This window comes from Streptomyces sp. NPDC043952 (assembly GCF_056435325.1).
Window position 1 is genome coordinate 1 of sequence record NZ_JBWKES010000077.1, and the last position, 1489, is coordinate 1489.

The 1489-nt window shown below is 69.8% G+C and carries 1 protein-coding gene; it reads left to right on the top strand.

Annotated features, from left to right (window positions below; all coding sequences use genetic code 11):
• The first annotated feature begins 262 nt into the window (after nucleotides 1–262).
• Nucleotides 263–1465, top strand: coding sequence for an IS110 family RNA-guided transposase (locus tag AC069R_RS34065; protein WP_478770562.1), 1203 nt, complete (start codon nucleotides 263–265; stop codon nucleotides 1463–1465).
• Nucleotides 1466–1489: the final 24 nt, after the last annotated feature.

The following is a 1489-nucleotide window of genomic DNA, read 5'->3' on the forward strand; positions in this document are numbered from 1 at the left end:
CCGTTATCTTCTTCGCGGTCCTGTAAGAGGGCCGCTGGCCTCCGGGCCCGGCATGACTGTTGCCCCCTGTCGAACAGATGACCTGGGGGGTGGTGTTCACCGGGCCCGAGGGGTGCCGTCGGAGACGCTGATCAAAGGTCCGGCCGCCGCCCGGTCCGGCGCAATGCCGGGCCACTTGCGGGCGGCAGGTCTGTATAACGTGGATGCGCGCGAACGGCCCCGCCGCCAAGGCCGGCTCGGCATCGACGCATGTGGGGGCACGGTGATCGACATCGATGAGACGGGCGTCTTCCTCGGCCTGGACGTCGGCAAGAGCAACCATCACGGCCACGGACTCACCCCGGCCGGAAAGAAAGTCTTCGACAAAGCCCTGCCGAACGGCGAACCCCAGCTGCGGGCCGTCTTCGACAAGCTCAAAGCCAAGTTCGGCACCGTCCTGGTGGTCGTGGACCAGCCCGCCTCCATCGGCGCCCTGCCGCTGACCGTCGCCCGCGATGCCGGCTGCAAGGTCGCCTACCTGCCCGGACTCGCGATGCGCCGGATCGCCGACCTCTACCCAGGTGAGGCCAAGACCGACGCCCGCGACGCCGCCGTCATCGCAGACGCCGCCCGCACCATGCCCCACACCCTGCGCTCCCTGGAACTCGCCGACGAGATCACCGCCGAGCTGACCATGCTGGTCGGCTTCGACCAGGACCTGGCCGGCGAGGCCAACCGCACCACCAACCGCATCCGCAGCCTGCTCACCCAGTTCCACCCCTCGCTGGAACGCGTCCTGGGACCCCGCCTGGACCACCCCGCCGTCACCTGGCTCCTGGAGCGCTACGGATCCCCGGCCGCTCTGCGCAAAGCCGGCCGCCGCAAGCTCGTCGAGGTCATCCGGCCCAGGGCCCCGCGCATGGCCACCCGGCTCATCGACGACATCTTCGCCGCCCTCGACGAACAGACCGTCGTCGTCCCGGGCACAGGCACCCTGGACATCATCGTGCCGTCGCTGGCCAAGTCGCTGGCCGCCGTCCACGAACAACGCCGGGCACTGGAAGCCCGGATCGAGGCCCTGCTGGAGGCCCACCCTCTTTCCCAGGTCCTGACCTCGATGCCCGGCATCGGCGTCAGGACCGCCGCAGTCCTCCTGACCACCGTCGGCGACGGCACCTCGTTCCCAAGCGCCGCCCACCTGGCCTCCTACGCCGGCCTCGCCCCCGCCACCAGGCAGTCGGGATCCTCGATCCACGGCGAACATGCTCCGAGAGGCGGGAACCGGCAGCTCAAACGCGCGATGTTCCTCTCCGCGTTCGCCGCCCTCCACGACCCCGCCTCCCGCACCTACTACGACCGCTGCCGAGCCCGCGGCAAAACCCACACCCAGGCCCTCCTCCGACTCGCCCGCCACCGCATCAGCGTCTTGTTCGCCATGCTCCGCGACGGAACCTTCTACGAACCCAGAACCCCACGCCTCGCTTGACGAAGGACATAGAGGCACCCCCCG